At 71.9% G+C, this 23,439-nt stretch carries 15 protein-coding genes; 7 read left to right on the top strand and 8 right to left on the bottom strand.

The genetic code is table 11. The features are described from left to right. Positions 1 to 32: 32 nt before the first annotated feature. From ACFVVO_RS03975 to ACFVVO_RS03955, 5 genes are read right to left on the bottom strand one after another with little or no spacing between them, the layout of a single operon-like run. The gene (locus tag ACFVVO_RS03975) at positions 33 to 1,286 is read right to left on the bottom strand and encodes a styrene monooxygenase/indole monooxygenase family protein (RefSeq protein ID WP_390051437.1); all 1,254 of its coding nucleotides are present in this window, start codon (positions 1,284 to 1,286) and stop codon (positions 33 to 35) included. Between the two features lie 24 nt (positions 1,287 to 1,310). Further along, positions 1,311 to 1,958, bottom strand: a complete 648-nt coding sequence (locus tag ACFVVO_RS03970) for an ATP/GTP-binding protein (protein WP_390051435.1) — start codon at positions 1,956 to 1,958, stop codon at positions 1,311 to 1,313. Next, on the bottom strand, positions 1,939 to 2,349 hold the full coding sequence (locus ACFVVO_RS03965; protein WP_390051433.1) for a DUF742 domain-containing protein: 411 nt from the start codon (positions 2,347 to 2,349) through the stop codon (positions 1,939 to 1,941). Before ACFVVO_RS03965 ends, ACFVVO_RS03970 begins: the two co-directional genes overlap by 20 nt. Then, positions 2,346 to 2,843 (bottom strand): roadblock/LC7 domain-containing protein, encoded by a 498-nt coding sequence (locus tag ACFVVO_RS03960; protein WP_390051431.1) that lies wholly within the window; start codon positions 2,841 to 2,843, stop codon positions 2,346 to 2,348. The genes ACFVVO_RS03965 and ACFVVO_RS03960 overlap by 4 nt, the downstream gene beginning before the upstream one ends. After that, complete coding sequence (locus ACFVVO_RS03955) at positions 2,840 to 5,557, bottom strand: nitrate- and nitrite sensing domain-containing protein (RefSeq protein ID WP_390051429.1); 2,718 nt, start codon at positions 5,555 to 5,557, stop codon at positions 2,840 to 2,842. Before ACFVVO_RS03955 ends, ACFVVO_RS03960 begins: the two co-directional genes overlap by 4 nt. 384 nt (positions 5,558 to 5,941) lie before the next feature. Here ACFVVO_RS03955 and ACFVVO_RS03950 point away from each other — a divergent pair, with 384 nt between their 5' ends. Further along, positions 5,942 to 6,730, top strand: a complete 789-nt coding sequence (locus ACFVVO_RS03950; RefSeq protein WP_390051427.1) for a hypothetical protein — start codon at positions 5,942 to 5,944, stop codon at positions 6,728 to 6,730. A gap of 9 nt (positions 6,731 to 6,739) precedes the next feature. Here ACFVVO_RS03950 and ACFVVO_RS03945 read toward each other — a convergent pair whose 3' ends face one another. Then, positions 6,740 to 7,231 (bottom strand): MarR family winged helix-turn-helix transcriptional regulator, encoded by a 492-nt coding sequence (locus ACFVVO_RS03945; protein WP_390051425.1) that lies wholly within the window; start codon positions 7,229 to 7,231, stop codon positions 6,740 to 6,742. A gap of 230 nt (positions 7,232 to 7,461) precedes the next feature. On the opposite strand from ACFVVO_RS03945, the gene ACFVVO_RS03940 reads away from it, so the two are divergent. Continuing rightward, positions 7,462 to 8,286: a lysozyme gene (locus tag ACFVVO_RS03940; RefSeq protein WP_390051424.1), complete on the top strand. Its 825-nt coding sequence runs from the start codon at positions 7,462 to 7,464 to the stop codon at positions 8,284 to 8,286. A gap of 130 nt (positions 8,287 to 8,416) precedes the next feature. After that, entirely contained in the window at positions 8,417 to 10,789 is a 2,373-nt protein-coding gene (locus ACFVVO_RS03935) for a SpoIIE family protein phosphatase (protein WP_390051423.1), read from the top strand. Between the two features lie 82 nt (positions 10,790 to 10,871). Here the strand turns inward: ACFVVO_RS03935 and lon are convergent, their stop codons facing one another. After that, the gene (gene lon / locus ACFVVO_RS03930; protein WP_390051421.1) at positions 10,872 to 13,292 is read right to left on the bottom strand and encodes an endopeptidase La; all 2,421 of its coding nucleotides are present in this window, start codon (positions 13,290 to 13,292) and stop codon (positions 10,872 to 10,874) included. Positions 13,293 to 13,430: 138 nt separating this feature from the next. Here lon and ACFVVO_RS03925 point away from each other — a divergent pair, with 138 nt between their 5' ends. The 4 genes from ACFVVO_RS03925 (at position 13,431) to ACFVVO_RS03910 (ending at position 20,200) form a co-directional block, all read left to right on the top strand. Further along, on the top strand, positions 13,431 to 14,108 hold the full coding sequence (locus ACFVVO_RS03925) for a spermidine synthase (protein ID WP_390051419.1): 678 nt from the start codon (positions 13,431 to 13,433) through the stop codon (positions 14,106 to 14,108). 109 nt (positions 14,109 to 14,217) lie between these two features. After that, entirely contained in the window at positions 14,218 to 14,958 is a 741-nt protein-coding gene (locus ACFVVO_RS03920; protein WP_351662751.1) for a response regulator transcription factor, read from the top strand. Beyond that, positions 14,955 to 16,070, top strand: a complete 1,116-nt coding sequence (locus tag ACFVVO_RS03915; protein ID WP_390051417.1) for an ATP-binding protein — start codon at positions 14,955 to 14,957, stop codon at positions 16,068 to 16,070. Before ACFVVO_RS03920 ends, ACFVVO_RS03915 begins: the two co-directional genes overlap by 4 nt. A 302-nt stretch (positions 16,071 to 16,372) precedes the next feature. Further along, positions 16,373 to 20,200, top strand: coding sequence for a multifunctional oxoglutarate decarboxylase/oxoglutarate dehydrogenase thiamine pyrophosphate-binding subunit/dihydrolipoyllysine-residue succinyltransferase subunit (locus ACFVVO_RS03910; RefSeq protein WP_390051415.1), 3,828 nt, complete (start codon positions 16,373 to 16,375; stop codon positions 20,198 to 20,200). Between the two features lie 183 nt (positions 20,201 to 20,383). On the opposite strand, the gene fxsT is transcribed toward ACFVVO_RS03910, so the two are convergent. Further along, positions 20,384 to 23,386 (bottom strand): FxSxx-COOH system tetratricopeptide repeat protein, encoded by a 3,003-nt coding sequence (gene fxsT, locus ACFVVO_RS03905; RefSeq protein ID WP_390051414.1) that lies wholly within the window; start codon positions 23,384 to 23,386, stop codon positions 20,384 to 20,386. Positions 23,387 to 23,439: the final 53 nt, after the last annotated feature.

The raw sequence follows: 23,439 nt of genomic DNA, 5'->3' as shown, positions 1-23,439 counted from the left end.
CGACGACGGCCGGATCCCAGGTCAGAGGCCCGTCATGCTCCGGCGACCGAGGCCAGGTAGGCGGCCGTCTTCTCGGGCTCGTAGAAGAAGTTCTCGAAGTCGGCCGGGTCGTTGAACGCGTTGGCGAACCGGTCGGCGACCGGCTGGAGCTGGCCGGCCGCGCCGATGAGGTTCAGGATGTGCTCCGGCGGCGGCGCCAGCATGGCGTTCGTCCACTTGGTGACGTGCTGGGCCGTGGCCCAGTAACGGTCGAAGGTGGCGCGCATCCAGTCCTCGTCGAACGGCTTGTCGCCCTGTTCGAGGATCGAGGCGAGGTACGCGGCGGCGCACTTGGACGCGGAGTTGGACCCCTGCCCGGTGATCGGGTCGTTGGCCACGACCACGTCGGCGACGCCCAGGACCAGACCGCCCGAGGGGAGGCGCCCGACGGGGTTGCGCACGGTCGGGGCGTAGCGGCCGGCCAGGGTGCCGCCCGCGTCCGTCAGCTCGGCCTTCGTCGCCCGCGCGTACTCCCAGGGCGTGAACTTCTCCATGAGCTTGAGGGTCAGGGAGAGGTGCTCGGCCGGGTCCTTGACGCCGTTGAAGACGTCCAGCGGGCCGCCGGGGACGCCCTCCCAGAACAGGATGTCGGCGCGGCCCGAGGTGGTGAGGGTCGGCATGATGAACAGCTCGCCGACCCCGGGGACGAGGTTGCAGCGGACCGCGTCGAAGTCCGGGTGCTCCGGGCGCGGGCCGAGTCCGTGCACGTAGGCCACCGCGAGGGCGCGCTGCGGCTCGCTGTACGGGGAGCGCTCGGGGTCGCGGCCGAACATCGACACCAGCTCGCCCTTGCCGGCGGAGACCAGCACGAGGTCGTAGGTGCGGGAGAAGTAGTCGAGGTCGCCGACGGCCGCGCCGTGGATGACGAGCTGACCGCCGCGCTGGGCGAAGGTCTCCATCCAGCCGGCCATCTTCACCCGCTGGTCGACGGACTGCGCGTACCCGTTCAGCTTGCCCACCCAGTCGATCGCGCGCTGGGAGGGGCCCGGGTCGAAGGAGCCGGGGGCCGCCACCGAGACGCCGAGGCCCTCGATCTTCGGAGCCTGGGACTCCCAGAAGTTGAGCTGGAGGTCGCGCTCGTGTCCCAGGGCCGTGTCGAACATGCACTGCGTCGACATGACCCGGCCGGAGCGGATCTCGTCCGCGGTCCGGTTCGACATCAGGGTGACCTCGTAACCGTGCGACTGCAGGCCGAGGGCGAGCTGGAGTCCGGACTGGCCGGCTCCGACGACGAGTATCTTCCGCATGCGGGTGGTGCTCCTAGGTCGGGACTACTCGGGGGTTTCGTCCAGCGCGTGGCCCACGAGGGCCAGAAGGGTCTCGATCGCCGAGATCCGGCGCCGCGCGTCCATGATCATGACAGGGATGTGCGCGGGTATGGTCAGCGCCTCGCGTACGTCATCCGGCTCGAACAGCTCGCTGTCGTCGAAGTGGTTGACCGCGACGACGTACGGCAGTCCGCAGCTCTCGAAGTAGTCCAGTGCGGGGAAACAGTCCTTCAGGCGGCGGGTGTCGGCCAGCACGACGGCGCCTATCGCGCCGCGTACCAGGTCGTCCCACATGAACCAGAACCGCTGCTGGCCCGGCGTGCCGAACAGGTAGAGCACCAGGTCGTCGTCGAGCGTGAGGCGGCCGAAGTCCATGGCCACGGTGGTGGTCGACTTGCCCGGTGTGGCGGTGAGGTCGTCGGTGCCCTCGCTCGCCTCGGTCATCAGGGCCTCGGTCTGCAGCGGCGTGATCTCCGAGACGGCCGTGACCAGCGTGGTCTTGCCGACGCCGAAGCCGCCCGCCACCACTATCTTCGTGGCTACCGGGGCCTGCGTGCGGTCCTGCTGCCAGGCCTTCAGGTCCTCGTCGGGTTCGCTGAACCCGGCGACGAGGGGGGCGACGCCCGTGGCGTCAGAGACGGCGGAGTCCACTCAGCACCCTTTCCAGCAGAGCGCGGTCCGGGCGGCCGGTGCCGTGACCGGTTCCGGTGCCGTACACACGGATCTTTCCCTGGTCCGCGAGGTCGCTCAGCAACACGCGGACCACGCCGAGCGGCATCTTCAGCAGCGCGGCGATCTCGGCCACCGTGCGCATACGGCGGCACAGTTCGACGATGGCCCGCAGCTCGGGCATGACCCGGGTGGCGAGGGAACCATTCGTCAGTTCCTTGCGCTCCTCGGGGGCCTCCAGCGCGGCCACGAAGGTCTCCACGAGGAGGACGTGGCCGAAGCGGGTGCGCCCGCCGGTGAGCGAGTAGGGGCGGACGCGGGCGGGTTTGCGCTCGCCGCCGCGCACGGGAAGTTTCCTCGGTGTGCCGTTCATCGGGCGCTCCCCGTCGACTCGGCTTCCAGTGATTTGCGCAGCTCGCTGCGGAGTTCGGGGGTCAGGACATGGCCGGCCCGGCCGACGAAGAGCGCCATGTGGTACGCCACGACGCTCATGTCGCACTCCGCGGAGCCGTGCACGCCGAGCAGCGAGCCGTCGCTGATGGACATCACGAACAGGCTGCCGTCTTCCATCGCGACCATCGTGTGCTTGACCCCGCCGAACTGCATCAGCTTGGCGGCGCCGACGGTGAGGCTGCCGATGCCGGAGACGATGGTCGCGAGGTCGGCGGCGGAGCCCTTGGGGCCCTTCGCCGGGCGGGACCTGCGGGACTGCTCGGCGTGGCCGGGGTCGGACGACAGGAGCAGCAGGCCGTCCGAGGAGACCACGGCGACGGACTGGATGCCGGGGACCTCCTCGACCAGGTTGGTCAGCAGCCAGTGCAGGTTGCGGGCCTCACTGCTCAGTCCGAAGGTACTGGGCGCGGTCAACTGCTTGCCTCCTCGACGGTGCCCCCCGTGGTGTCTTCGGTTCGTTCTGTGATCTCCGCCGCCACGTCCCGGTAGCCGGCCTGCGCTCCCTGGCGGAAGCCGCCGAGCCTGCGGCGGAGGGCGTCGGCGTCGACGGACGTGCCGCGCCGGCGGGGCTGGTCGGCGGCGGGAGCGGTGATCTTGGGTGTGCGCTTGGGGAGGCCCTTGCTGGTGAGCGCCTCACCTTCGGCATCGGCGGATTCGTCTTCACCCGCACCGCCCGGGCGGTTCTCGTCGTCGGGTGCGGGCGGCACCGGTGGGGCGTCCTCGCCGTCGGCGGCCGCCGACTGCGTGGCGACCTCCGGGAGCAGCAGCTCCATCGTCGTCTCGGCGAAGGTCTCCGCGGGCTCCTTCGGCCGGGTCATGGTCTCTTCGGCGGTCGTCTCCCGCGCCTCTGCCCGCGCGTGGACCTCGGAGTCCTCCGCCGGACCGGCCTCGGCCTCCCGGGCCGCCTTCTCGGCGAGGGCGACCAGGGGGTCGGCGTCCTTGGTGCGGGCGTGCAGGACGTTGGAGTTGACCTCGGCGTTGGCGCCGGGGAGGGAGAAGCTCTGGGTGTCCGAGAGGGTGGCCGGGCGCGGGGCCGCTGCCGCGGGGGCCTCGGCGAGCAGCGTCCGGGGCAGGACGACGACCGCCGCCACCCCGCCCTGCTTCTGCTCGCGCAGTTGCACGCGGATGCCGTGCCGGTGGGCGAGGCGGGCCACGACGTACAGGCCGAGGCCGAGGCCGTCGTCGCCCTCCTGGTCGTACGGCGACTCGGGGTCGAATGCGGCGAGGCGGGAGTTGAGGCGGTCCAGGCGGTCGGTGGTCATGCCGATGCCCTCGTCCTGGACGGACAGCATCACCTCGCCGGACTCCAGCAGCCAGCCGGAGACCTCGACGGGCAGGTCCGGCGGGGAGAACGAGGCCGCGTTCTCCATGACTTCGGCGAGCAGGTGGGAGAGGTCGTCGGCGACGAAGCCGACCACATGGGCGTGCGGGGGCAGGGCGGCGATGCCGACGCGCTCGTAGCGTTCGATCTCGCTGACCGCCGCGCGGACCACGTCCACCAGCGGGACCGGGCCGTGGGACTGCTGGACGTGCTCGGTGCCGGCCAGGACCAGCAGGTTCTCGCTGTGCCGGCGCATGACCGTGGCGAAGTGGTCGAGCTTGAAGAGGGTGGCGAGCCGGTCCGGGTCCTGCTCGCGCTCCTCCAGGCCCTCGATCACGGCCAGTTGCCGCTCGACCAGGCCGAGGGTGCGCAGGGCGAGGCTGACGAAGGTGCCGCCGATGCTGGTGCGCAGCCGCTCCAGCTGGGCGGCGGAGGCGTCGAGTTCGGCGCGCAGTTCCTCGCGGGCGTCGGCCATCTTCTGCCGCTGCCCGACCAGGTGCTTGCGGTCGGCCTCCAGGGTGGCCACCCGCTCCTGCAGGACGGCGGCGCGCGCGTGCAGCGCGTTGACCGAGCGGACGACCTGGGCGAACTCGTCGTTGCGGCCGGTGAAGGCGACCGGCTCCTGGCCGACCGGGTCCTCCGCCTCGGCCAGCCGGGCCGAGCCGCGGCGCAGCACCGACAGCGGGCGGGTGAGGGTGCGGGCCATGGCCGTGGCGATGCCGACGGTGAGCAGCATCAGGGCGCCGAGGACGGCGATGCGGATCTCCAGCGCGGTGACGTCGTCGTCCCGGAGCTTTTCGAGGTCCTTGGTGCGGTGGTCGTAGAGGGCCGACTCGGCACCCCGCATCAGGTCCACCCGGGCGGACAGGGCCGCGTCCAGCTTCCTGGTGCTGGTCGCGGGCTCGCTGCCGGTGAGGGCGGGCTGGTCGGTGAGGGTGGCCAGGTACTTGTCGGCGGAGTTGACCTCGGGGCCGGTGACCGTGGAGTCGTAGGAGGCGACGGACGCCTTGGGGGCGGTCTCCCGGAAGTCGGCGAGGGCCGCGTCGGCGCGCAGCCGGGCCTGCTGGGCGGCGGCTGTGAGCGCGTCGCGCTGCTTGCGGCCGTCCTCGGTGGGCGCGCTGGTCGTGGTGGGCAGGCCGGTGGCGGGGTCGATCACCGTCCGGGTGGTGGACGGGATGCCGAGCGCGGCCAGCAGCAGTCCCCGGGCGGCGGCGGACTGCTGGGTGGCGGAGTCCAGTTCGGCGAGCGCGTGGCCGCCGGAGCCGGCCCGCGGCGGCATCCGCTCGGCCAGTTCACCGGCGAGCCGGTGCAGTTCCGTGATGATTCCCGAGTACGCCTGGTGGGTCTCGAGCGCGTCGGACTTGCCGGTGAGCGCGGCGTGCCGGACGGCGGCGATCCGGTCGAGGGCGGTGCGCAGGGCGGCCGGGGTGTCGGGGTCGGCGCGCAGGTCCTCGGCCTGCCGGTCGACGCGGGCGCTGCGCTGCTCGGTGGGGGCCTTGGACTTGGGGCGGCCCGCGGCTATGTAGGAGGTGACCTCGTCGCGTTCGTCGGCCAGCGAGTGGGCGAGCGCGAGCGCGTCCTGGGTGCGGACGGACAGGGTGACCAGGTCCTGGGAGTCGCTGACGTCCTGGGAGGCGGTGAGCAGCGAGGGTGCTCCCGCCCCGGCGATGGCGGCGGCCACCACGGCCACGGCCACGATCAGCCGGGTCCGCACGTGACGGCGGCGGCCGGTGCCCACGGGGGTCTGTTCGACGCCTCCTTCGGGAGCCGTCTGCCTGCCTGTGCGCCGAGGCCACTTCTTCTGCACCGGTGCTCGCATTCCTGAACTCGTCTGCTCAAGGGCCCGGGTGGCGCCCCGTTGTCTCGGGGCCAAGTGGTGCGTACACCCGGTTCATACGGTTCCCGACCCTCCCAGCGCCGGTGGGCAGGGGTCGCGCATCACCTGACCCGCCACTCGAAGGAGTGAACATCGGAGGGGAGTTGGCGGGCAAGTTCCGGCGGCGCTTGCGCCACGCGGGCGCGGCGGGCCGGTTGGACGCGCGCGGCAGGCTTTGGCAGTATTCGCCACCACGCGTTGCCCGAGTAAGTCATTTTCTCCCAAAGCAGGCGCCTGACCTGCGAGACCGTGGCAATTCGGCGATGGTTGCCAGCCTTTGGCGGAGGCTGTGAAGGGCTGGTGCAGACTGGCCGAATGCGAACCGATCTCGTCTCGGAACCCGGCGACGCGAACCGCCCCAACGAGGACTTCGCGGGCGTCGGACTACCCGCCTCCGGTCAGGGTGGTTGTGTGATCTTGCTGGACGGAGTGACACCGCCGCGCGGCGCCACAGGCTGTACACACTCCGTCCCCTGGTTCACCTCACGGCTCGGCGGCGCACTGACCGAACTGGCTGTTTCCGGCCGAGATCTGACGCTGCCGGAGATCCTGTCGCGGGGTATCGCCCGGACCGCCGGGGCCCACGCGGGCACCTGTGACCTTTCTCACCCGCGCACTCCGCAGGCAACCGTGGCCCTGACCCGCTGGTCCGCCGATCTGGTGGAGTACCTGGTGCTGTCCGACGCGGCACTGCTCCTGCAGGCCCCCGACGGCACGGTCACCGCGGTGCTGGACGACCGGCTGGCCCGGCTGCCCCGCTCCGCCCTGGCCACCGACGCGCTGGTCGACGCCAATCTCCGCAACCGGGAGGGCGGTTTCTTCACGGCCGCCGCCGACCCCTCGGTCGCCGCCCGCGCGGTCGCCGGCACCCTCCCGCGCGGCCGGGTCCGCGCGCTGGCGGCGCTGTCGGACGGCGCGGCCCGCTGGACGGAGCGGTTCCGGGAGGGCGACTGGGCGGACCTGTTCGCCCTCCTCGCCAAGGAGGGCGCCCGCTCGCTGGTGGACCGGGTGCGCGGGCTGGAGTCGGCGGACCGGGAGGAGCGGGCGTTCCTGGGCCGCGGCAAGACGCACGACGACGCGACGGTGGTGTACGCCGAGCTGTGAGCGCGGCGCTCAGCGCTCCATGACGCCGTTCAGCTCGTGAAGGAGTCGCGCCAGTTCCGCCACCTCGCGGCGGTCCCAGTGGGTGAGCTGGCTGACGTAGCGGGCGCGGCGGGCCTCGCGGACCGTGCCGACGCGGCCGCGGCCCTCGTCGGTCAGGGTGACCAGCCAGGCGCGGCCGTCGGCCGGGTCGGGCGCGCGGGCGATCAGCCCCAGTTCCTCCAGGGCGCGCAGCTGGCGGGACATGGTGGCCTTGCCGACGCCGATGTAGGCGGCGAGCTCGGTGGCGCGCTGGCCGCCGAGCTCGTCGAGGCGGATGAGCAGCCCGTACGCGGAGGACTCCAGGTCGGGATGGACCTCGCGGGCCATCTCGCCCTGATTGGCCCGGGCCCGCCTGAGTAGCACGGTCAACTCACGTTCCAGTGCCAGGAATTCCTGGTCTGCACCACTGGGCGTCACCTGTCCGGTGACACGGCGTCCGTCGCCGTTTGCGTCCTCGTGCACGTCAGTACCCCTGATCCGGTTTCGCGGTCCTGAAAGTTTTTGCCAACCGCCGTCATAGCCGCAGCTCTTCAAGTATTTCGCAGGCTTAGACCAACGGCAGCATCCGGATCCCCTTCCCACGGTGTCATCTACGTGCGTAGCTTCTTTATCAGGCAACCGATGACATGCCCACGCCAGTGGTTCAGCGGTCACCCCACGATCCCCCCACCTCACTCCCCCGGAGGCACGTCATGCCCGTGCACAGACCTGGTTCCCTCCGTCCGCACCCGCTCGCCGTCCTCGTCACGGCCCTCCTCGTGGCGCTCGGCCTCGCCCTTCCGCTCACCTCCGCCCAGGCGGCGACCACCCCCAGCCGCGGCTCGGCGTCCATGGGCATGGGGGTGGCCGCCCACGACGGCCAGCACGGCACCCCCAGCACCGGTGACGCCACCCAGACCGAGGGTGTCGACGTCTCCGGCTACCAGGGCAACGTCGCCTGGTCCACCCTGTGGAGCAGCGGGGTCCGCTGGGCCTACACCAAGGCCACGGAGGGCACGTACTACACGAACCCGTACTTCGCCCAGCAGTACAACGGCTCGTACAACGTCGGCATGATCCGCGGCGCCTACCACTTCGCCACCCCGGACACCACGAGCGGCGCCACCCAGGCCAACTACTTCGTGGACCACGGCGGCGGCTGGTCGCGGGACGGCAAGACCCTGCCCGGCGTGCTCGACATCGAGTGGAACCCGTACGGCGCCGCCTGCTACGGCAAGACCGCCGGCGGGATGGTCAGCTGGATCGCCGACTTCCTCAACACCTACAAGGCGCGCACCGGCCGGGACGCCGTGATCTACACGGCGACGAGCTGGTGGACCGACTGCACCGGCAACTACGGCGGCTTCGCCGCCAACAACCCGCTGTGGATCGCCCGCTACGCCTCGACCGTGGGGACGCTGCCGGCGGGATGGTCGTACTACACGATGTGGCAGTACACCTCGTCCGGTCCGACGGTCGGGGACCACGACAAGTTCAACGGCGCACTGGACCGGGTGCAGGCGCTGGCCAACGGCTGATCCTCTCCCCGTGTTCCGAGACGGCGGCCGTCCCCCCGGACGGCCGCCGTCTCGCTGCGTTGGTGCTCCGCGCCGCCCGGGATCATGCTGGTCAGGGAGAGCCTGCCGGACAAGGGCGAGATGAGCGGCGATGGAGCGACAGTCGACGTACACGGCCACGGCCACCATCGATGAGCAGGGCATCCTCACCGGCTGGAGCGAGGGTGCCCGCCGGTTGCTCGGCCACGAGGCCGCGGCGGTCGTCGGCCGGCCGGCCGCCGCGCTGCTCGCCACCGGAGACGGACCGGCGGTCCGGCGCACCCTGGCCGGGCGGGACCGCTGGCACGGCACGGTTCCGTTGCGGCACCAGGACGGCCGGCGGCTGGATCAGGGGCTGCTCGCCCACCGCCGGACCTCGCGGGCCGGGGAGTCCGACTGGCTCGTGGTCACCGCCGTGGCGGACCGGCCGCAGCCGCCGCGCGGTGAGCCGCTGGAGGAGTGGACCTTCATCCAGTCCCCCTTCCCGCTGGCGATCTTCGACACCGAGCTGCGGCTGATGCGCGCCAACCGCCGTCTGGAACGGGCGCTGTCCCTGCCCGAGGCGGCGATGCGCGGGCTGCGGCTGACGCACATCGCGCCCGGGCCGACGCGGGACGAGGCCGAGCGGACCATGCGCCAGGTGCTGGAGACCGGGGAGCCGCGCGAGGTGCTGGCCGTCCTCGGCCCCGACCTGGACCGGCCCACCGTCCTCACCCCGCTCAAGGACGGGACCGGCGCGGTGCGCGCCGTCTGTCTCGCGACCCACCGGCACGCCCCCGACCCCGCGGCCCGGCAGCGCGCCCCGGACGAGACCGCCGCGCACGATCCCCTCGCCCCCGGCCTCGAGCGCACCGCGCGGGAACTGGCCGACGCCACGGTCCCCCGGCTCGCGGACTTCATGGCCGTGGACCTGTTCGACTCCCCGCGCGGCTCCGGCGGGCCGGAGGACACGTCCGGCACCGGCACCCGGCCGGTGGTCCTGCGCCGCGCCGCGGTGCGGGCCGAGTCCGACAACGGCGGGCCCCGGGCCGGGCCCGGGGTGGGCGGGACGGTCGCCTACGAGCCGGGGTCGCCTCCCGCCGAGTCCCTGACCACCGGCCGGTCCGTCCTGCACGACGCCTCGGACCCGGTGATCTCGGGGTGGGCGGCTGTGGACCCGGGCGCCGCGTGGCTGAGCGCGTCCGACACGCACTCGCTGATCGTGGTGCCGCTGCTCGCCGAGGGCAGCACGCTCGGCGTCGCCCTCTTCGGCCGCGACCGGCGCACGGAGCCGTTCGGCCCCGAGGATCTGCGGCTCGCCGAGGAGCTGACCGCCCGGGCGGCCACCGGCCTGCACAACGAGCGGCGGTACTCCCGGACACACATCACCACCATGGCCGTGCAGCGCACCCTGCTGCCGCACACGCTGCCCGGCCAGGCGGCACTGGACATCGCCGGCCACTATCTGCCCGCCGCCACCCGGGCCGGGGTGGGCGGTGACTGGTTCGACGTGATCCCGCTGTCCGGGGCACGGGTCGCCCTGGTCGTCGGCGACGTCGTCGGCCACGGGATGCGTGCCTCCGCCACCATGGGCCGGCTGCGCACGGCGGTGCGCACCCTGGCCGACGTCGACCTCCCGGCGGACGAACTGCTCACCCATCTCGACGACCTCGTGCTGCGTCTGGCCGCGGACGAGGGCAGCGCGGCCCCGGCCGCCGAGACGGCGGGAGGCATCGGGACCACGTGTCTGTACGCGGTCTACGACCCGGTCTCGCGCCACTGCACCCTCGCCCGGGCCGGTCACCCCCCGCCCGCCGTGGTCACCCCGGACGGCGCCGTCCGCTTTCTCGACGTGCCCGCCGGTCCGCCGCTCGGCCTCGGCGGGCTGCCCTTCGAGGCCCTGGAGACCGAGCTGCCCGAGGGCAGCCTGCTCGCCCTCTACACCGACGGACTGCTCGAGGCCCGCGACCACGACATCGACGAGGCGCTGGACAAGATGTTCGACGCTCTCGTCCGGCCCGCGCCGACGCTGGACGCGGTCTGCGACCGGGTCCTGACCGAACTGCTCAGCCACCACCCCGACGACGACGTGGCCCTGCTCGTCGCCCGCACCCGGGCGCTGCACACCGACCGGGTGGCCTCCTGGGAGCTGACGAGCGATCCCACGGTGGTGGCCCAGGCCCGCAGGTACGCGAGCGACCAGCTCTCCGCATGGCGGCTGGAGGAGGCCGTCTTCACCACCGAGCTGATGGTCAGCGAGCTGGTCACCAACGCCATCCGCTACGGCCGGCCGCCCATCCGGCTGCGGCTGATCCACCATGACTCCACCCTGATCTGCGAGGTCTACGACGCCAGCGGCTCCACCCCGCACATGCGGCGCGCCCGGATCTACGACGAGGGGGGCCGGGGCCTGCTGCTGGTCGCCCAGCTCTCCGAACGCTGGGGCACCCGGCACGACAGGGTGGGCAAGACCGTGTGGGCGGAGCAGTCGCTCGCATCGGGCTGAGACGGCGCCGCCCCGCCTCCGGGCGCGGTGAGGGCCCGGGCCCCCTGCGGGGCCCGGGCCCTCCCTCATCCGGGGGCGTCCGTCACGCCGCCACCGGAACCTCCGGCTCCGCGCCGTTCGCGGCGGGCGCGAGGGCCAGCTCCAGGACCTGGCGGACGTCGGTCACGGTGTGGACGTCGAGCCTGTCCAGCACCTCGGCCGGGACGTCGTCCAGGTCGGGCTGGTTGCGCTTGGGGATGATCACGGTGGTCACCCCGGCGCGATGGGCGGCGAGCAGCTTCTGCTTCACCCCGCCGATGGGCAGCACCCGGCCGGTCAGCGAGACCTCGCCGGTCATCGCCACGTCGGTGCGGACCAGCCGGCCTGAGAGCAGGGACGCGAGGGCGGTGGTCATGGTGATGCCCGCGCTCGGCCCGTCCTTCGGGACCGCGCCCGCCGGGAAGTGGATGTGCACACCCCGGTCCTTCAGGTCGCCCACCGGCAGCTCCAGTTCGGCGCCGTGGCTGCGCAGGAAGCTCAGCGCGATCTGCGCCGACTCCTTCATCACGTCGCCCAGCTGACCGGTCAGGGCCAGCCCGGCCGCGCCGGTCTCCGGGTCGGCGAGGGACGCCTCCACGAAGAGCACGTCCCCGCCGGCGCCGGTGACCGCGAGGCCGGTCGCCACGCCCGGGACGGAGGTACGGCGCTCGGCCGGGTCCTGGGCGGACTCGGGCACGTGGTGCGGGCGCCCGATCAGCGCGCGCAGGTCCTCGTCCCGGACGGTGTACGGCAGCTCGCGCTCGCCGAGTTCGTGCTGGGCCGCGACCTTGCGCAGCAGCCGGGCGAGGGACCGCTCGAGGGTCCGCACGCCCGCCTCGCGGGTGTACTCACCGGCGAGCCTGCGCAGCGCGCTCTCGTCGATCGTGACCTCGTCCCGGTCCAGGCCGGCCCGCTCCAGCTGGCGCGGGAGCAGGTGGTCACGGGCGATGACGACCTTCTCGTCCTCGGTGTAGCCGTCCAGGCGGACGATCTCCATACGGTCCGCGAGCGCCTCCGGGATGGCCTCCAGGACGTTCGCGGTGGCGAGGAAGACCACGTCGGACAGGTCGAGTTCGACCTCCAGGTAGTGGTCCCGGAAGGTGTGGTTCTGCGCGGGGTCGAGGACCTCCAGCAGGGCCGCCGCCGGGTCGCCCCGGAAGTCGGAGCCCACCTTGTCGATCTCGTCGAGCAGCACCACCGGGTTCATGGACCCGGCCTCCTTGACGGCCCGGACGATCCGGCCGGGCAGCGCGCCGACGTACGTGCGCCGGTGACCGCGGACCTCGGCCTCGTCGCGTACGCCGCCGAGGGCGACCCGGACGAACTTCCGTCCCATGGCGTGCGCGACGGACTCGCCGAGGCTGGTCTTGCCGACGCCGGGCGGGCCCACGAGCGCCAGCACGGCACCCCCGCGCCGCCCGCCGATCACGCCCAGGCCGCGCTCACCGCGCCGCTTGCGCACGGCCAGGTACTCGGTGATGCGTTCCTTGACGTCCTCGAGCCCCGCGTGCTCGGCGTCGAGCACGGCCTTGGCACCCTGGATGTCGTAGGCGTCCTCGGTGCGCTCGTTCCACGGCATCTCCAGGACCGTGTCCAGCCAGGTCCTGATCCACGAGCCCTCGGGCGACTGGTCGCTGGACCGCTCCAGCTTGTCGACCTCCTTCAGGGCGGCCTCGCGGACCTTCTCCGGCAGGTCGGCGGCCTCGACGCGGGCGCGGTAGTCGTCCGACTCCTCGCCGTCGCTCTCGCCGTTCAGCTCGCGCAGCTCCTTGCGGACGGCCTCGAGCTGGCGGCGGAGCAGGAACTCGCGCTGCTGCTTGTCGACACCCTCCTGGACGTCCTTGGCGATGGTCTCGGCCACGTCCTGCTCGGCGAGGTGGTCGCGCAGTTGCTGGGTGGCGAGCTTCAGCCGGGCCACCGGATCGGAGGTCTCCAGCAGCTCGACCTTCTGCTCGATGGTCAGGAAGGGCGAGTACCCGGAGTTGTCGGCGAGCGCGGAGACGTCGTCGATGGCCTGGACCCGGTCCACGACCTGCCAGGCGCCGCGCTTGCGCAGCCACGCGGTGGCCAGGGCCTTGTACTCCTTGACCAGGTCGGCGACCTGGCCGGGCAGGGGTTCCGGCACGGTCTCGTCGATCCGCGCACCCTCCACCCACAGGGCCGCGCCCGGGCCCGTCGTACCGGCACCGATGCGCACCCTGCCGCGGCCCCGGATCAGCGCGCCCGGGTCGCCGTCGGCCAGCCGGCCGACCTGCTCGACGGTACCGAGCACACCTGTCCTGGCATACGTGCCGTCGACGCGCGGCACCAGCAGGACCCTGGGCTTGCCGGGCTCCGAACGGGCGGCGGCCTGCGCCGCCTCCACCGCGGCCCGCACCTCGGCGTCGCTCAGGTCCAGCGGGACCACCATGCCGGGCAGCACGACCTCGTCGTCGAGCGGCAGCACCGGCAGTACGAGCGTGAACGCCGTGGACTCAGCAGCCATGATCTCCCCTTAGGCAGTCAACTTGAGCTATGCCGACTCAATGTCCGACGCCTCGCTGTTGTTCCCGGCTCGCTGTTCGCTGTGAGCGATCACCAGAATCGGGGTGCCCCTGACGCCCGATCAGAGCAGGATGGGCGCATGACTGCCGTGCATGACTCCCCCGTGGTCCTGGACCGACGCGAAGGCCCTTACGGCGAGGTGGTGCTGCGCAGGCACGGCGCGCTGCTGCAGATCATCGCCAACGGCTGCTTCCTGATGGACACCTCCGACGGCCGCTCGGAGCGGCTGCTGGTGGACGCCGCGTACGACGCGCTGGACGGGCGCGCGGCGCCCGAGGTACTCATCGGCGGGCTGGGCGTGGGATTCTCGCTCGCGCACGCCGCGGCCGACGGACGGTGGGGGCGGATCACGGTCGCCGAACGGGAGCCCGCCGTCATCGACTGGCATCGCGACGGACCCTTGGCGGAGTTGTCCGCCGAGGCGCTCGCCGATCCGCGCACCCGGATCGTCGAGGCGGATCTCCTCACTTACCTCAAGGAGACATCGGACACGTTCGACGCCCTGTGCCTCGACATCGACAACGGGCCGGGCTGGACCGTCACCGAGGACAACGGCGGTCTCTACTCCCCGGCCGGACTCGCCGCGTGCGCACGGGTGTTGAAGCCGGACGGGGTGTTTGCAGTATGGTCGGCCGAGCCCTCTCCGGAATTTGAAGGAACCTTGCGGAATGCCGGGTTCCGTCAGGTGCGTACCGAAGAGGTCCCCGTTGCCCGGGGCGTTCCGGACGCCGTACACCTCGCCGTCCGCCCTGGATAGCGACGGCGCGGCCTGTCCCCGTAATGTGCTGCCCTGACGCGGATCATTCAAGCGTCAATCGCAGTCATGGGATCACCCCACTGATTCCGGAAAGCAACAGGGGCGGGCGATGGAGCAGACACACACCTCCCAGACCGGCGCGGCCACGACCACCCCCGGCGCACAGCGCCGGGTGCTGGTGGTCGAGGACGATCCCACGATCGTCGACGCCATCGCGGCCCGGCTTCGCGCGGAGGGATTCCTCGTGCAGACCGCGGCCGACGGGCCGGCCGCGGTGGACACGGCCGAGGCCTGGCAGCCCGACCTGCTGATCCTCGACATCATGCTGCCCGGCTTCGACGGCCTGGAGGTCTGCCGCCGCGTGCAGGCCCAGCGCCCGGTGCCGGTGCTGATGCTCACCGCGCGCGACGACGAGACCGACATGCTGGTCGGGCTCGGGGTCGGCGCCGACGACTACATGACCAAGCCGTTCTCGATGCGGGAGCTGGCCGCGCGGGTGCACGTCCTGCTGCGGCGGGTGGAGCGGGCGGCCGTCGCCGCCTCCACGCCCCGCTCCGGCATCCTGCGGCTCGGCGAGCTGGAGATCGACCACGCGCAGCGCCGGGTACGGGTGCGGTCCGAGGACGTCCACCTCACGCCCACCGAGTTCGACCTGCTGGTGTGCCTGGCGAACACCCCGCGCGCGGTGCTCTCCCGGGAGCAGCTGCTGGCCGAGGTGTGGGACTGGGCGGACGCCTCCGGCACCCGGACCGTGGACAGCCACATCAAGGCGCTGCGCCGGAAGATCGGCGCCGAGCGGATCCGCACGGTGCACGGAGTCGGATACGCGCTGGAGACCCCGACGCCATGAGCGAAGGGCGGGAGGCCGCACGGAGGAGCCCCGGGACGGAGGAGCCCTGGGGCGGCGTACGCCCCTTCTCGATCAAGACCAAGCTGGGCGCGCTGGTCGTCATCTCGGTGCTGATCACCACCGGTCTGTCGATGATCGCGGTGCACACCAAGACGGAGCTGCGCTTCATCACGGTCTTCTCGATGATCGCCACACTGCTGATAACGCAGTTCGTGGCCCATTCGCTCACCGCTCCGCTGGACGAGATGAACACGGTCGCCCGCTCGATCGCGCAGGGCGACTACACCCGCCGGGTGAGTGAGGGCCGCCGGGACGAGCTGGGCGACCTCGCCGTGACGATCAACGTCATGGCGGACGAGCTGGAGGCCCAGGACCGCCAGCGCAAGGAGCTGGTGGCGAACGTCTCGCACGAGCTGCGCACCCCGATCGCGGGCCTGCGCGCGGTGCTGGAGAACATCGTCGACGGGGTCACCGAGGCCGATCCGGAGACCATGCGGACGGCCCTGAAGCAGACCGAGCGGCTCGGCCGGCTCGTGGAGACCCTGCTGGACCTCTCCCGGCTGGACAACGGCGTCGTACCGCTGAAGATGCGGCGCTTCGAGGTGTGGCCGTACCTGTCGGGCGTGCTGAAGGAGGCCAACATGGTCGCCTCCGCGCGCGCGGGCATCGCCTCGGGCTCCGGCAGCCACACCCGGACGGACGTACATCTGCACCTCGACGTCTCCCCGCCGGAGCTGACCGCGCACGCGGACCCCGAGCGCATCCACCAGGTGGTCGCCAATCTGATCGACAACGCGGTCAAGCACAGCCCGGCGCACGGGCGGGTGACCGTGAAGGCGCGGCGCGGGGCGCAGCCGGACTCGCTGGAGCTGGAGATCCTGGACGAGGGCCCGGGCATCCCGCGGTCGGAGTGGCACCGCGTGTTCGAGCGGTTCAACCGCGGCGCGATGACCCGGCCGCACGGTCCGGGCAGCGACGGCGGCACGGGCCTCGGCCTGGCGATCGCCCGGTGGGCCGTCGATCTGCACGGCGGCCGGATCGGTGTGGCCGAATCCGAGCGGGGCTGCCGGATCATCGTCACTCTTCCGGGAGAGACTTCCGTCCGAAGTTGACGTAGGGTCCGAATCGGAACCTCAAGATCCACGAGCGTCCGCGCTGCCGGACACGTGTGATCAGGGGCGGGCCCCGAAGACGCGTGCCGGCGAGCGGCGCAGGGCCCCGCCCGGCGATCCCGCACATCCACTCACGCATCCGGAACCACACTTGTTTCCCGCCATATCAAGCCCTGAAACAAGATTTCTGATGTGACTTACGCGACGTTGGACGGGCCCGACCTGACCTTCACGGTCTTGGAGGCGTAGCCTTGATTCCCGCTGTCCATCACCTTGTGAAGCGGAAGAGGGCGGTTGCCGCCGTGTCGCCACAGTCCCCCAGTAACTCGAGCATCTCGACCGACACCGACCAAGCGGGGAACAACCCCGCTGCCGCGTTCGGTCCCAACGAGTGGCTCGTCGACGAGATCTATCAGCAGTACCTCCAGGACCCGAATTCGGTAGACCGTGCCTGGTGGGACTTCTTCGCCGACTACAAGCCGGGCGCGCCTGCCGCGTCGGCTCCGGCGGGTACTGCGGCCGCGGGGGCCGCAGGGACCACCACTCCGGCTCCCCAGGCCCAGCCGGCCGCTCCGGCCCAGGCCGCTCCCGCACCGGCGCCGGCGGCCGCTCCGAAGCCCGCCGCGGCCCCGGCCGCCGCTCCGGCTCCCGCGGCCGCCCCCGCGGCGAAGGCGCCGGCCCCCGCTCCGGCCAGGCCGGCGACGCCCGCACAGGCGCCGGCCCAGCCCAAGCCCAAGGCCGCCCCGGCCGCGGAGGCCCCCGAGGGCCCGGAGTACGTGACGCTGCGCGGTCCGTCCGCCGCCGTCGTGAAGAACATGAACGCCTCGCTGGAGCTGCCGACGGCCACCTCGGTCCGCGCGGTCCCGGTGAAGCTGCTGTTCGACAACCGGATCGTCATCAACAACCACCTGAAGCGCGCCCGGGGCGGGAAGATCTCCTTCACGCACCTGATCGGCTTCGCGATGGTGCAGGCCATCAAGGCCATGCCGTCGATGAACTACGCGTTCGGCGAGAAGGACGGCAAGCCGACCCTCGTCAAGCCGCCGCACGTCAACCTCGGCCTGGCCATCGACCTGGTGAAGCCCAACGGCGACCGCCAGCTCGTCGTGGCCGCCATCAAGAAGGCCGAGACGCTGAACTTCTTCGAGTTCTGGCAGGCCTACGAGGACATCGTCCGCCGCGCCCGTGACGGCAAGCTGACGATGGACGACTTCACCGGCGTGACGGTCTCGCTGACCAACCCCGGTGGTCTCGGCACCGTGCACTCCGTGCCGCGTCTGATGCCCGGCCAGTCCGTGATCATGGGCGTCGGCTCCATGGACTACCCGGCCGAGTTCCAGGGCACCAGCCAGGACACGCTCAACAAGCTCGGCATCTCGAAGGTCATGACGCTCACGTCGACCTACGACCACCGGGTGATCCAGGGCGCCGCCTCCGGCGAGTTCCTCCGCCAGGTCGCGAACCTGCTGCTCGGCGAGAACGGCTTCTACGACGGCATCTTCGAGGCGCTGCGCATCCCCTACGAGCCGGTCCGCTGGCTCAAGGACATCGACGCCTCGCACGACGACGACGTCACCAAGGCCGCCCGGGTCTTCGAGCTGATCCACTCCTACCGGGTCCGCGGCCACGTCATGGCCGACACCGACCCGCTGGAGTACCAGCAGCGCAAGCACCCCGACCTGGACATCACCGAGCACGGCCTCACCCTGTGGGACCTGGAGCGCGAGTTCGCCGTCGGCGGCTTCGCCGGCAAGTCGATGATGAAGCTGCGCGACATCCTCGGCGTGCTGCGCGACTCGTACTGCCGCACCACCGGCATCGAGTTCATGCACATCCAGGACCCCAAGCAGCGCAAGTGGATCCAGGACCGCGTCGAGCGCCCGCACTCCAAGCCGGAGCGCGAGGAGCAGCTTCGCATCCTGCGCCGGCTGAACGCGGCGGAGGCCTTCGAGACGTTCCTGCAGACGAAGTACGTCGGCCAGAAGCGCTTCTCGCTGGAGGGCGGCGAGTCCGTCATCCCGCTGCTGGACGCGGTCATCGACTCGGCGGCCGAGTCCCGCCTGGACGAGGTCGTCATCGGCATGGCCCACCGCGGCCGCCTGAACGTCCTCGCCAACATCGTCGGCAAGTCGTACGCGCAGATCTTCCGCGAGTTCGAGGGCAACCTCGACCCGAAGTCGATGCACGGCTCCGGCGACGTGAAGTACCACCTGGGCGCCGAGGGCACCTTCACCGGCCTGGACGGCGAGCAGATCAAGGTGTCGCTGGTCGCGAACCCCTCGCACCTGGAGGCCGTCGACCCGGTCCTGGAGGGCGTCTCCCGCGCCAAGCAGGACATCATCAACAAGGGCGGCACGGACTTCACCGTTCTGCCGGTGGCGATCCACGGCGACGCGGCCTTCGCGGGCCAGGGCGTGGTGGCCGAGACCCTGAACATGTCGCAGCTGCGCGGCTACCGCACCGGCGGCACGGTCCACATCGTCATCAACAACCAGGTCGGCTTCACCGCGGCCCCCGAGTCCTCGCGTTCCTCCATGTACGCGACGGACGTGGCCCGCATGATCGAGGCCCCGATCTTCCACGTGAACGGCGACGACCCGGAGGCCGTCGTGCGCGTGGCGCGGCTCGCCTTCGAGTTCCGCCAGGCGTTCAACAAGGACGTGGTGATCGACCTCATCTGCTACCGCCGCCGCGGTCACAACGAGTCGGACAACCCGGCCTTCACCCAGCCGCTGATGTACGACCTGATCGACAAGAAGCGCTCGGTGCGCAAGCTCTACACCGAGTCCCTGATCGGTCGCGGCGACATCACCCTGGAGGAGGCCGAGCAGGCGCTGCAGGACTACCAGGGCCAGCTCGAGAAGGTCTTCACCGAGGTCCGCGAGGCCACCTCGCAGCCGGCCGCCGGTGACGTCCAGGCGCCGCAGGACGGCTTCCCGGTCGCGGTCCCGACCGCGATCTCCTCGGAGGTCGTGAAGCGGATCGCCGAGTCCCAGGTCAACGTCCCCGACCACATCACCGTGCACCCGCGTCTGCAGCCGCAGCTGCAGCGCCGGGCGGCGATGGTCGAGGACGGCACCATCGACTGGGGCATGGGCGAGACGCTCGCCGTCGGCTCGCTGCTGCTGGAGGGCACCCCGGTCCGCCTCGCGGGCCAGGACTCCCAGCGCGGCACCTTCGGCCAGCGCCACGCGGTCCTGATCGACCGCAGCACCGGCGAGGAGTACACGCCGCTGCAGTACCTCTCCGAGGACCAGGCCCGCCTGAACGTCTACAACTCGCTGCTCTCCGAGTACGCGGCGATGGGCTTCGAGTACGGCTACTCGCTGGCCCGTCCCGACGCGCTGGTGATGTGGGAGGCCCAGTTCGGCGACTTCGTCAACGGCGCCCAGACGGTCGTGGACGAGTTCATCTCCTCGGCCGAGCAGAAGTGGGGCCAGACCTCCGGCGTCACCCTGCTGCTGCCGCACGGCTACGAGGGCCAGGGCCCGGACCACTCCTCGGCCCGCCCGGAGCGGTTCCTGCAGCTCTGCGCGCAGAACAACATGACGGTCGCGATGCCGACCTCGCCGGCGAACTACTTCCACCTCCTGCGGTGGCAGGTGCACAACCCGCACCACAAGCCGCTGGTCGTCTTCACCCCGAAGTCGATGCTGCGCCTGAAGGCGGCGGCCTCGAAGGCGGAGGAGTTCACCTCGGGCGAGTTCCGTCCGGTCATCGGCGACAGCACGGCCGACCCGGCGGCGGTCCGCAAGGTCGTCTTCTGCACCGGCAAGGTCTACTACGACCTGGAGGCCGAGCGTAAGAAGCGCGGCGCCACGGACACGGCGATCATCCGCATCGAGCGCCTGTACCCGCTGCCGGGTGCGGAGCTCCAGGCGGAGGTCAACAAGTACCCGAACGCCGAGAAGTACCTGTGGACGCAGGAGGAGCCGGCGAACCAGGGCGCCTGGCCGTTCATCGCGCTCAACCTGATCGACCACCTGGATCTGGCGGTCGGCGCGGACATCCCGGCCGGCGAGCGGCTGCGGCGCATCTCGCGTCCGCACGGCTCGTCCCCGGCGGTGGGCTCCGCGAAGCGTCACCAGGCTGAGCAGGAGCAGCTGATGCGTGAGGTGTTCGAGGCGTAGGCCTTTGGCGGTCAGCCGGATGTCGGGCCCGGCTCCGAGTCACTGTGACTCGGAGCCGGGCCCTTCGCCTATGGGGTGGGGTTGTTGAGAGTGTGTGCGGCTGCGGGTGTGTGGGGGCTGGTCGCGCAGTTCCCCGCGCCCCTTGGGGGCGCTCCCGGGTGCGGGTGAGCGGGACGCCACTGGTCAGCCGAGGTAGGGCTCGAAGTCCCAGTAGGGGCGGGTTCGTTGGCGGGCCGAGATGGTGTGGGGGTGTTGGGCGCCCAGGGTGCGGGTGAGGCCCAGGAGGCCGTCCTCCTCCAGCTTTCCGGCCTCCTCGTGCTCCCGCGCGGCCCGCAGATCGGCGGCCAGCGCCACCTGGCAGGAGAGCGTGAGCGGATGCTCGTGCCCCAGCGTGTGCCGGGCCCGGCGCAGGGTCTCCCGGCTCAGCTCCACGGCGTCGGCGATCCGGTCGCCCAGGTTGCGGGCGCTGGCCGCGTTGAGGGCGCAGCCGAGGACCCAGGGGTGGTCGGCGCCGAGGGTGGCGGTGAGGCCCGCGAAGGACGCCTCGAACATGGCCAGGGCCTCGGCGCGTTCACCGGCGGCCTGCATGACGAGGCCGGTGTTGGAGAGCATGCCGGTGGCGACCGGGTGGGCCGGGCCGAGCAGCGCGCGGTAGCCGGCCTCGGCCCGGTCGATCAGCTCCCGGGCCTGGGCGAGGTCGCCGTGCTCCCGCAGGTAGTTGCCGAAGTTGGTGGTGAAGGCCAGGGTCCGGTAGTGCTCACGGCCGTGCACCTGCGCCAGCTGCTCGAGGAGGTTCGCCATCTCGGGGCCCAGGTCCTGGATGTGGCCGCCTTCCCGGCGGCGGCACATGACCAGCTGGCCGCGGGCCGAGAGGGTCTGCGGATGCCGTGCGCCGAGCACCTGCAGGCTCAGCCGCACCACGGTCTCCTGGCGGGCCAGCGCGTCCCGGTACCGGCCCAGCAGCCGCAGGTCGTGGGCGACGGCGCCGCCCGAGTTGAGGGTGCTGATGTGCCGGGCGCGCAGTACGTTGTCCCGTCTGGCGAGCGTGTCCAGGTCGAGTTCGTACGCCTCCTGGTAGTGGCCGAGCAGCCGCAGTCCGACGCCGTGGTTGTGCCGGGCGATCAGGGCGGGGCCCTCGTCCGGGCCGAGCAGTCTGCCGTAGCCGTCGAGGACCTCGCTCTGCAGGTCGTGCGCCTCGTCGTAGCGGCCCAGGTGGCGCAGGCTGGCGGCCATGGCGCCCTTGGTGGACAGCTCGGCCAGCTCGGAGCGCGACTCGGCGGCGCCGAGGCGCTGGTGGACGGCGCGGTCGAGCTCGTAGGCGTCGCGGAACCGGCCGCTGGCCCGCAGGATGTTGCTCTCCTGCGTGGTGAGGTCGAGCATGGGCTGGGCCAGCGGGTCCATGATCCGGGACCAGTGGTCGCGGATCCGCCGGGCGAGGTCGAGGCCGCCCTTGTACTCACCGCTGCGGTAGCAGTAGCGCAGGCAGTTCAGCACGGTCTCCTGGACGCGCGGCTGGGCGCTGCTGAGGGCGCCCGAGGGTTCCAGGTGGGGCAGCAGTTCCGCGTACCGGGGCCAGTTGCGGCTGTCCAGCGGGTTGCCGGGGTCGGCCTGGGCCAGCAGGGTGCGGACCGCCTGGCGGTGCACGACCCGGCTGTCCTCGCTGGTCAGCTTGGAGACGATGTCGTGGACCAGCCGGTGCATGTGGACCGACTCCTGGTGCGGGCCCATCTCGACGCCCACCGGCCCGCGGGTCTCCCGGGTCAGCACCGAGTAGTTGACCAGCGTGTCCAGGGCCCGGGTCCAGGCGGTCAGGTCGCTGGACATCCAGCGCAGCTGCTCGGGCAGGTCGGCGTGCGGGTAGGCGCGGATGAGGCCGAGCGGGATGCGTCCGGGCGCGAACGAGGTGCACAGGCCGAGGATGTCGATGGTCTGCGGCTGGGCGCCGCGCAGCCGGTTGAGCAGTATCGACCAGGACGTCATGGACGATCGCGGGAAGCCCTCGCCGGTGGCGGGCTCGTCCACGGTGGACAGCCGGCGCTCGCGGACCATGCGCAGGTACTCGGGCACCTCCATGCGTGACTCGCCGAGCCAGGAGGCGGCCTGGACGAGCGGCAGTGCCACGTCGCCGAACTCGGCGGCGACCTCGTCGGCCTCGGCGGCGCTGATGTGCGGTGCGCGGCGCAGCAGGTAGGCGGTGGACTCGGCGCGCAGGAAGGCGGGGATCTCGAGGATGTCGGTGTGCTCGCCCCAGCCGCGGTTGCGGGAGGTGACGAGGACGTGGCCCGCGCCCTGCGGGAGCAGGGTGTCGATGCCCTCGGTGTCGTCCCAGCCGTCGAAGATCAGCAGCCAGCGGCCGTAGGGCTCGCCGCGGCGCAGGGCCTCCCGGACGGCCCGGATGCGCTCGCCGGGCTCGTTGCCGACCCGCAGGCCCAGTTCGACGGCGAGTTCGCCGAGCCGGTCGCGCTGGATGTTGCGGTCGTCGGAGTTGACCCACCACACCACGTCGTAGTCGGTGCTGAACCGGTGCGCGTACTCGGCGGCGAGCTGGGTCTTGCCGATGCCGGACATGCCGAGCAGCGTGCAGACGGCGGCGCCCCGATCGGCGTCTGCGAGTTGCTGGTGGAGGCTGGTGAGCAGGTCGTCCCGGCCGGTGAAGCGCGGGTTGCGGCGCGGGATCTCGCCCCAGATCTCGCACCGGTTCTCCGGGTAGCGGGCCCGGTGGGCGGTCGGCCGCGGCACCCGGCGGCGCTCCAGTCCCAGCCGGCGCAGCAGCCGCTCCTCGGCGGCCTCCTCGCTCAGGCCCCACAGGCTGGCCGGTTCGAGGACCGCGGTGGCCGGCAGCAGTGAGCGGTTGGTGAGGTTGACGGCGGCGAACCGGTCGGCGTTCGCCGCGACGAAACCGCGCAGGGCGTCGTTCCACTCCCCCGCCGGGCGCGGTCCGAGTTCGAAGAACCAGTCGTCCAGGACGAGCAGCACCGGGCCGGAGGCCAGCAGCAGGTCGGCGAGGGAGTCCTCCAGCGGGGTCTCGCGCGGGGGGTCCCAGCGTTGCAGTGTGGCCTGGTGCCCGTGGCTCTCCAGACACTGGGCGATCCAGGCCGCCCAGGCCCGGTGGTAGCCGGGGAAGACCACCAGGACGCGTTCGGATGCCGGGGCCCCGTCCCCGCCCGACCGCCGCTGTTCCGCCATCGCACGCTCCCTGTTCCCGCCACCGCACTCTCACGGCACACGCTAACGCACAG

Origin of the sequence: Streptomyces sp. NPDC058145 (assembly GCF_042884245.1) — a bacterium.
Taxonomy (GTDB): Bacteria; Actinomycetota; Actinomycetes; order Streptomycetales; family Streptomycetaceae; genus Streptomyces.
Note: the sequence above shows the minus strand (reverse complement) of the source record. Positions and strands in the feature narration are given on the sequence as shown.